The following is a 7,791-nucleotide window of genomic DNA, read 5'->3' on the forward strand; positions in this document are numbered from 1 at the left end:
ACGAACTCAACGACCGCCCCCGCATGACCCTGGGCTGGGCCACCCCCGGCGAGAAAATGACCCAACTCTTAGGTGTTGCAACCACCGGTTGAGCCCGCCTCTTGCGGTGCCCGGCCTGGTTGGCGCGGTGCTGGTTCGAGAGGGGTTCGGTGGTCGGGTGTCCGGCGTGGGTGGTGCGGTGGCGGCTCGAGATCGAGCCGGTTCGCGGGGCAGCCTGCCAAGATCGTGCTCGATCCTGGACGTAGTGGTTCCTGGGCGGCAGGAGCCGACTGCATTCGGGATCGAGCACGATCTTGCGGGACCGATCGGCGTGGTTGGTCGGCGTCGATGTGGTCGGGGCGGCGTATTCGGGGTGCGGGACAGCAAGGACCCGGACGGGCCGGTGTGCGTTGTCGACGCGTACTCCTGGCGGCTCTTCGTGTTCGCGCCGCCGCGCTGACGCGACCACCTAGCGCGCGACGGCGGCCGAGGTTTTCGTGGAGATGCTGCCTCGGCGTGGCCGGAAGTAGCAGTTGCACCGATGTTGCCTGGCGGCTTCGGCGGTAAACGGCTCGACGGTGGCGCGGGGTGGCGGGATGATCCGGCGCATGGGTGGTTTTGGTGCGGGCCGGCCTCCGGGGACCGAGCGGTTGCGGTTACGGCGGCTGACCACGGCCGACGTGGACGCGCTTGTCGAGTTGGACAGCGACCCCGAGGTGATGCGGTTCCTGACCGGCGGCGTCGCCACTCCACCGGTGACGGTCCGGGACGAGCAGTTGCCGAGGTTGCTCGCCCAGTACGAGCGGCACCCCGGGTTGGGTCGGTGGGCGGCGCTCGACCGGGAGACCGGCGACTTCCTGGGGTGGTTCGCGCTGGACCCGTCGGCGGACGGCACCGAGGCGGAGTTGGGTTACCGGCTGCGCCGTTCGACGTGGGGCCGGGGGCTGGCCACCGAGGGTTCCCGGGCGTTGGTCCGGTACGCCTTCGACGCGGTCGGGGTGCGTCGGGTGTGGGCCGAGACGATGGCGGTCAACGAGCGCTCCCGGCGGGTGATGTCGAAGGCCGGGCTGCGCTACGTGCGGACCTTCCACCTGGAGTGGGACGAGCCGATCCCGGGCACCGAGCACGGCGAGGTGGAGTACGAGTTGCGGGCCGAGGAGTGGGCGGCCCTCGGTCAGGAGCGGCTGGCCGCCCGACGGGCGCGGTAGGCGGTCACCGCGGCGCGGTTGCCGCAGCCGGCCTCGCAGAACCGCCGGGACCGGTTCCGGGAGAGGTCGACGACTACGTTCGCGCAGTCCGGGTAGTCGCAGATCCGTAGGCGGCTCAGCTCGCCGGCGCGGACCAGGTCGGCCATCGCCATGGCCCCCTCCACCGCGATCCGGGTTGCCAGCGGCGCGTCGCGGGGAACGGAGTGCAGGTGGTACGGCTCGTCGTCATGCTCGATGAGCTGGGGCAACGCCTTGTGTTCGAGCAGCAGACCGTTGACGATCGAGACGATTTCCGGTGGTTCGGCGTGCCAGATGCGGCGCAGTCGGGGCCGTAACTCCCGGACAGCGCGCAGCTCCGCCTCGGTGTGCTCGTGTCGCCCGCTGTAGTTGTGTCGGTCGAAGAAGGCGTCCAGCGCCGCGACGTCCGGCAGCAACTCGCCGTCCCGACCCGCGGTGTTGACCAACGCGGCGGCGGCAATCAGCGAACATTCGGTGTCATGAGCGAATAGCAACTTGACTCCTTTCATCGCGACCGTTTAGCGTCATGAGCATAAGGATAGTTTGCTCATGACAGGCACCGTCCCGAGGAGCGCGACATGCACTCACGACCTGCTGCCGGTGCCGCTTTGGCGCTGCTCTCCGCAGTCACCTTCGCCACCTCCGGCACCTTCGCGCGATCGCTCATCCAGGCCGGTTGGTCGGCCGAATCAGCGGTGGTCGCCCGGGTCGGGGTGGCCGCCCTGGTGCTGGCGGTGCCCGCCCTGCTGTCACTGCGGGGCAGGACGCACGTACTGCGGAGCAATGCCGTCTCCATCGGGCTCTTCGGGCTCCTCGGGGTTGCGCTGGCCCAGGTGTGCTTCTTCAACGCCGTGCGCTACCTGCCGGTCGGTGTAGCTCTGCTTCTGGAGTACCTGGGCATCATCCTCGTCGTGGGGTGGATGTGGCTACGGCACGGCCAACGTCCCCGTCAGCTCACCGTCGCCGGGTCGGTGGTCGCCCTGGCGGGGCTGGCGTTCGTGCTCGACCTCGCCGGCACCGCCAACTTCCACCCGGTGGGCGTGCTCTGGGGCCTGGGCGCGGCATTCGGCCTGGCCGGATACTTCGTGCTCGCTGGTCGGGTCGACCCCCGGCTACCGTCGGTCGCCATGGCCAGCGCCGGCATGGCCGTCGGCGCGGCCGTGCTGCTCCTCGTCGGGTTGACCGGTCTGCTGCCACTGCGCGCGACCTTCGGCGAGGTCACCTTCGCCGGGCAGCGCACCAGCTGGCTGGTGCCCATCCTCGGGCTCTCGCTGGTGGCCGCCGTCATCGCGTACCTGGCCGGAATCGCCGGGAACCGGATCCTCGGCCCCCGCCTCTCGTCGTTCGTCGGGCTCACCGAGGTGCTCTTCGCGGTGCTGATCGCCTGGCTGTTCCTGAACGAGCTGCCCACGGGCTGGCAGCTGTTCGGCGGTGCCCTGATCATCGCCGGGGTCGCGCTGGTCCGCCTCGACGAACTGCGCGGAGCGTCGTCGGCGCCCAGGCCGGTCGAGCCCGAGCCCGCGCTGGCGCTCGACAATCGATGAGACACTGCTGTGGTGTTGACCGCCGTGGTGTTCGACGCCGACGAAACCCTGCTGGACCTGCGTCCAGCGGTGACCGGCGGGCTGGTGACCGTGCTCGACGAGATGCGTCGACGCGCCCCGGCGGCGGAGGTGACCCTCGCCGAGCTGGAGTCGGACTGGGCTGCGGTCTTCGGTGACCTGGCCGCCGCTCCGGTGGTGGAGATCCGGCGCGCCGCGTTGGCCCGTTCGCTGGCCCGCGCCGGGCTGGGGAACCACCTGGATGAGATCGCGGCCCTCTTCTTCGCCCGTCGATTCGCCCTCACCCGACCGTTCCCGGACGTGCCCCCGGCGCTGAAGGAGTTGCGCTCCCGATACACGCTGGGCTTCGCCACCAACGGCAACAGCCGCGCCGAACGGTGCGGGCTCGCCGGCGAGTTCGCCTTCGAGGTGTACGCGCACGAGAACGGCCTGCCCAAGAAGCCCGCCCCGGAGTTCTTCGCCGCAGTGGTCGCGGCCGCGGGGGTGCCGGCCGAGCAGATCGTGTACGTCGGTGACTCCTGGGAGCACGACGTGGTGGCACCCCGGCAGGTCGGCCTCCGATCGGTCTGGTTGAACCGGGCCGGCCTGCGGCGCCCGCGCGGGATCGGGCCCGACGCCGAGGTGTCCACGGTGGCGGACCTGCCAACGGTGTTGGCGGAACTCATGCTCCGCGCTCCCCTGGCCGGATGAAGGAGAGATTCGCCGGCATAACGGGCGTTCAGCTGGCGTAAAACTGCCGGGTGTTGTGTGATGGCTGCCACGTCCCTCAACGAGAGGATCTGATGTGGTGGGCAAGCGCTTCACCGTCGGTACCGTCGCGAGCGCGGCAGTGCTGGCACTTACGGCTGCGGGGCTGGGTGTGCCGGCCAGCGCCGCACCAAGCAACTCCCGCACCTTCACCGTCGTTGCTGAGGACGGCGTCGCCGCCGACACGGCGGTCGCCGCGATCCGGGCGGCCGGCGGCACTGTGGTGTCCCGGTCCGACGAGGTCGGGATGTACCAGGTGACCAGCGACCGGGCCGACTTCGCGGCCAGGGCGACCGCCGCTCCGACGCTGATCGGCGCCGCCGAGCAGAAGGCCATCGGCCGCAAGCCCAAGCTGGACCGGGTCGAGCAGGAGCACCTGACGGCAGATGGGGGTGCCGCCGCCAGCGCCGCCGCTCGCAAGGGCGCAACGCTCGACCCGCTCGACGACAAGCTCTGGGGTCTGGAGATGCTCCGGGCCGACAAAGCCCGCAAGATCGAACCGGGCGACCGCCGCGTGACCGTTGGGGTGCTCGACACCGGCGTCGACGCCAGCAACCCGGACATCGCGCCGAACTTCAACTGGGCGCTGTCGCGCAACTTCGCGCCGGACCTGACCGACGTGGACGGCCCCTGTGAGGTGCCGAGCTGCCTCGACCCGGTCGGCACCGACGACGGCGGGCACGGCACCCACGTGGCCGGCACCATCGGCGCCGCGGCCAACGGCTTCGGCCTCTCCGGTGTCGCCCCGAACGTCTCGCTGGTCGAACTCAAGGGTGGCCAGGACTCCGGCTACTTCTTCCTCGAGCCGGTGGTCAACGCCCTGCTGCACGCCGGCCGATCCGGGATCGACGTGGTCAACATGTCGTTCTACGTCGACCCGTGGCTCTACAACTGCACCGCGAACCCGGCCGACTCGCCCGAGGACCAGGCCGAGCAGCGCGCCATTATCAAGGCGATGAAGCGGGCGCTGACCTTCGCCCACAACAAGGGCGTCACCCTGGTCGCCGCCCTCGGCAACGAGAACGACGACCTGGGCGCACCCCGCACCGACGTCACGAGCCCTGACTACGGCGCCAACCCGTACCCGCGGCCGATCGACAACGAGAGCTGCTGGAACCTGCCGACCGAGGGCCCGAACGTGATCGCCGTGTCGTCGGTCGGCCCGTCCGGCAAGAAGTCGGACTTCTCCAACTACGGCACCGAGCAGATTTCGGTCGCCGCTCCCGGCGGTTGGTTCCGGGACGGCTTCGGCACCGACACGTTCCGTACCGACGCCAACATGATCCTCTCCTCCTACCCGAAGCACGTGCTTCAGGAGGAGGGCTCGGTCGACGCCGACGGCAACATCGTCGCCGGCTTCGAGGAGTCGGTCTTCAAGCAGTGCAAGGCCAACGGTGAGTGCGGCTACTACACCTACCTCCAGGGCACCTCGATGGCGTCCCCGCACGCCGCCGGCGTCGCCGCGCTGATCGTCAGCCGGTACGGCAAGGCGCAGGGCCGGTCGGGCTTCGGGATGTCGCCGGACCTGGTCGAGCAGCACCTCTACCGCACCGCGGCCGAGCACGCCTGCCCGGAGCCGCGGTTGCAGCAGTACCGCAACGAGGGCCGCGACGAGACCTTTGACGCCTACTGCGCCGGGGGGATCAACTTCAACGGCTTCTACGGCTACGGGATCGTCGACGCCTACGCGGCGGTGAAGACCCCGCTCACGCCGAACGCCCGCCCGTAAGGCGACCAGCACTGCGGCGGTGACGTTTCTGCGTCGCCTCGGGGCCCGGCCGACACTCCCGTCGGCGGCCCCGCCGTCGTTCCGGGCCGGGCGGTTGTGACCCGCCGGGCGGTTGTGACCTGCCGAGCGCGATTGTGACTGGCCGGGCGTTGTGACTGGCCGGGCGTGTGACTGGCGGGCGTTTCTGTGACTGGCCGGGCCCTTGGGACGGGCCGGGCCGTCGCCCCGGGCCGGGCCGCCGTCCGGCCGGGTCGCGGTCCCGGGTCGTGCGGCCGTCCCGGGCCGTTTCCCCTCTTGGGTCCTGCCGTCCGCCGTGATCGACTCGGGTTCCATGATGTCGGGGGATCGGCGGGCTCGGGAAGGCACGGTTTCCAGGAACACGAGTTGACCTTGGTCATGCGGACGCTCCCCGTCGCCATCCGCGGCTGACCAGCGCGTCGCGCACCTCGCGGAGCACCGCCGGGAACTCGCGGTGCAGGCGTCTACTGGTCACGTGCAGGACCAGCCAACCTGCGCCGATCAGCATGTTCAGCCGGCGGCGGTCGCGGTGCAGTTGCTCTGGGTCGGAGTGCCACTGACCGTCGTACTCGACCGCCACCCGAAACTCCGGCCAGGCCAGGTCGGGGTGCAGGACAACGCCGTTGGGCAGGCGTACCGGATGTTGGACCACTGGACGTGGCAGCCCGCCGAGCACTAACCGCACGCGGAGGTGCGACTCCGGCGGAGACTCGGCCCCGCCGTCGGCCAGGTCGAACACCCACCGGGCGCGCCGGCCACCGGGCCGGTCGGCATTGCTGGCGGCGACGGTGGCCAGCACGTCGCGATCGGTCAGCCCCTGGCCGAGCAACGAGTCGACGATGGCGACTGCTCGGACCGGGTCGAGCCAGACAGCCGTCTCCCAGGCGGCCTGACCCGGGTCGATCGGGGGATCAGGCTGCCCCGATCCCGGCTGGACCTGGTTTCCCGCCGGTGGCCGGATCCGGCCACCGCCCTGCCGCCAACCGCAGCCGGCTGGAGGACCTGCCGGGCCGGGCGCGACGACGTTAGGAAATCCCCGGGGCGGCGTGAGTCCGGGGGGCGGGGTGCCCCCGTGGGTCGCTCTGTGTCACGTGGACGTCCGGCCGGCGGACGGCCCGCACCGAGCGCCGGGCCCGCGGCTGGTGATCGGGTGATGGCGTTGACGTGTACGCGGAGCCCGCGTTGCTGGCCGATCCGCAGCGGTCGGGGCACGAGGACGTGAACGTCGTCGGTGAAATCGGCCGCATGGACGACACCGTGCAGATGAGCGGCCGACGGGCCTCCGACCACCACTCCGGGCGGTAGTCGGAGGAGGGCCGCGCGGCAGGCGAGGGCGTGGTCCCGGTCCAGCCGTGAGTCGGCGTAGATGTCGTGGCGCAGCCGGACCCAGGCACTGTTGCGCAGCTGGTGCTCGCTGAGTAGGCCTTCCCGGACAGCGTCGGAGCCGCGGAAGACCTGCCAGGTCAGGGCATCGGGACGGTGCGGACGTCGGGGCATGTCGAGCAGCCTGCCGGCCCCCGAGTGGCCCGCGAAACCCCTGTGGACAACCCCTTCCGCGGACGCCGCCGCCCCTGTGGACAACCACGAATCCGACTGCCGATCGTGGTATGGCAGGGCTAGGGCGGGGCTGGCCGATCGATAAGCCGTCCGTGATCCACTCGCGTTCCTGGAAATCGGGCCATCACAGGCGGCGGGATACCGCGATTTCCAGAAACCCGAGTCGATCAAGCCAAACCCGGAGCCGCTGGGGTCGCGCCGCTGGGGCCGCGCCTCCGGAGCCGCGGCGCCCTTTGGAGCGCGCCGCTCCCTTTGGAGCGCGCCGGGCAAGGGGTGCTGTGCTGGCCGCGTTGCCGCTGGCTTCGTAGGTGGGGCGGGGGTCAGCTGAGGGCGAGGGTGATGGCTGCGGCGGCGGCCAGTACCTGGGGGCCGATGGCGTCGACGTCAAGCGGGGCGAGGGCGACCACGCCGACGCTGGCCTCCAGGCCAGGTACGCCGAGCACCGGCGCGGCCACCCCGTACGCCCCGGCCTGCAACTCGCCGCTACTGCTCACCGGCTTTGCGATCCCGGCGCGACCGGCCAGGATCGCCCGGCCCGCCGCTCCCCGGTCGAGTGGATGCCGTGCCCCGGCGCGGTACGCGACGTGGAACGACGTCCAGCTCGGCTCGACCACGGCCAAGGCGACGCCCTCGCCACCCTCGACGATGGTCAAATGTGCGGTCGCGCCGGCCTGTTCGGCGAGGCGGCGTAGCGCGGGCAGCGCACCTTCGGCGAGCAGCGGCTGGGCGCGTCGGGCCAGGTGCAGCAGCCCGGCGCCGAGACGCAACCGATTGTCGCTGTCGCGGCGCAGCATGCCGTGCCCGCTGAGCGCGCTGACCAGCCGGTAGACGGCCGCCCGACCGATGCCGAGCCGATTCGCGGCCTCGGTGACGGTCAGTCCACCCTGCGCGTCGGCGACCAGGTGCAGCAGCCGTAACCCCCGGTCGAGCGTCTGCGACGTCTCCCCGGACCGCCCTGCGCCGACATCGACCC

Annotated in this window: 9 protein-coding genes; 6 read left to right on the plus strand and 3 right to left on the minus strand. The window is 71.1% G+C overall.

Annotated features, from left to right (window positions below):
• Positions 1 to 106 precede the first annotated feature (106 nt).
• Both JM949_RS38080 and JM949_RS31260 read left to right on the plus strand, forming a co-directional pair.
• Positions 107 to 439, plus strand: coding sequence for a DUF397 domain-containing protein (locus JM949_RS38080; RefSeq protein ID WP_309232415.1), 333 nt, complete (start codon positions 107 to 109; stop codon positions 437 to 439).
• Between the two features lie 136 nt (positions 440 to 575).
• Positions 576 to 1,187, plus strand: a complete 612-nt coding sequence (locus tag JM949_RS31260) for a GNAT family N-acetyltransferase (RefSeq protein ID WP_238434220.1) — start codon at positions 576 to 578, stop codon at positions 1,185 to 1,187.
• On the opposite strand, the gene JM949_RS31265 is transcribed toward JM949_RS31260, so the two are convergent.
• Positions 1,154 to 1,699, minus strand: a complete 546-nt coding sequence (locus tag JM949_RS31265) for a CGNR zinc finger domain-containing protein (RefSeq protein ID WP_203151709.1) — start codon at positions 1,697 to 1,699, stop codon at positions 1,154 to 1,156. The two genes, JM949_RS31260 and JM949_RS31265, sit on opposite strands and share 34 nt — an antisense overlap.
• A gap of 84 nt (positions 1,700 to 1,783) precedes the next feature.
• Between JM949_RS31265 and JM949_RS31270 the strand changes: the two genes are divergently transcribed.
• The 3 genes from JM949_RS31270 (at position 1,784) to JM949_RS31280 (ending at position 5,243) form a co-directional block, all read left to right on the plus strand.
• Positions 1,784 to 2,749, plus strand: a complete 966-nt coding sequence (locus tag JM949_RS31270) for an EamA family transporter (protein WP_203151710.1) — start codon at positions 1,784 to 1,786, stop codon at positions 2,747 to 2,749.
• Positions 2,750 to 2,761: 12 nt separating this feature from the next.
• On the plus strand, positions 2,762 to 3,457 hold the full coding sequence (locus JM949_RS31275) for an HAD family hydrolase (protein ID WP_203151711.1): 696 nt from the start codon (positions 2,762 to 2,764) through the stop codon (positions 3,455 to 3,457).
• 97 nt (positions 3,458 to 3,554) lie between these two features.
• The gene (locus tag JM949_RS31280) at positions 3,555 to 5,243 is read left to right on the plus strand and encodes a S8 family serine peptidase (protein WP_203151712.1); all 1,689 of its coding nucleotides are present in this window, start codon (positions 3,555 to 3,557) and stop codon (positions 5,241 to 5,243) included.
• Between the two features lie 394 nt (positions 5,244 to 5,637).
• Here the strand turns inward: JM949_RS31280 and JM949_RS31285 are convergent, their stop codons facing one another.
• Entirely contained in the window at positions 5,638 to 6,090 is a 453-nt protein-coding gene (locus JM949_RS31285; protein ID WP_238434221.1) for an endonuclease domain-containing protein, read from the minus strand.
• A 335-nt stretch (positions 6,091 to 6,425) separates the two neighbouring features.
• Between JM949_RS31285 and JM949_RS31290 the strand changes: the two genes are divergently transcribed.
• Positions 6,426 to 6,566: a hypothetical protein gene (locus JM949_RS31290; RefSeq protein ID WP_203151713.1), complete on the plus strand. Its 141-nt coding sequence runs from the start codon at positions 6,426 to 6,428 to the stop codon at positions 6,564 to 6,566.
• 572 nt (positions 6,567 to 7,138) lie between these two features.
• On the opposite strand, the gene JM949_RS31295 is transcribed toward JM949_RS31290, so the two are convergent.
• Positions 7,139 to 7,791 (minus strand): IclR family transcriptional regulator (locus JM949_RS31295; protein WP_238434222.1); only part of this gene is annotated, 653 nt, incomplete at its 5' end.

Origin of the sequence: Micromonospora tarensis (assembly GCF_016803395.1) — a bacterium.
Classification (GTDB): domain Bacteria; phylum Actinomycetota; class Actinomycetes; order Mycobacteriales; family Micromonosporaceae; genus Micromonospora; species Micromonospora tarensis.

What these genes read in the sequence shown, in the direction of transcription:
- JM949_RS31270 (WP_203151710.1), top strand. Translation starts at nt 1,784, where the DNA reads ATGCACTCACGACCTGCTGCCGGTGCCGCTTTGGCGCTGCTCTCCGCA.
- JM949_RS31260 (WP_238434220.1), top strand. Translation starts at nt 576, where the DNA reads ATGATCCGGCGCATGGGTGGTTTTGGTGCGGGCCGGCCTCCGGGGACC.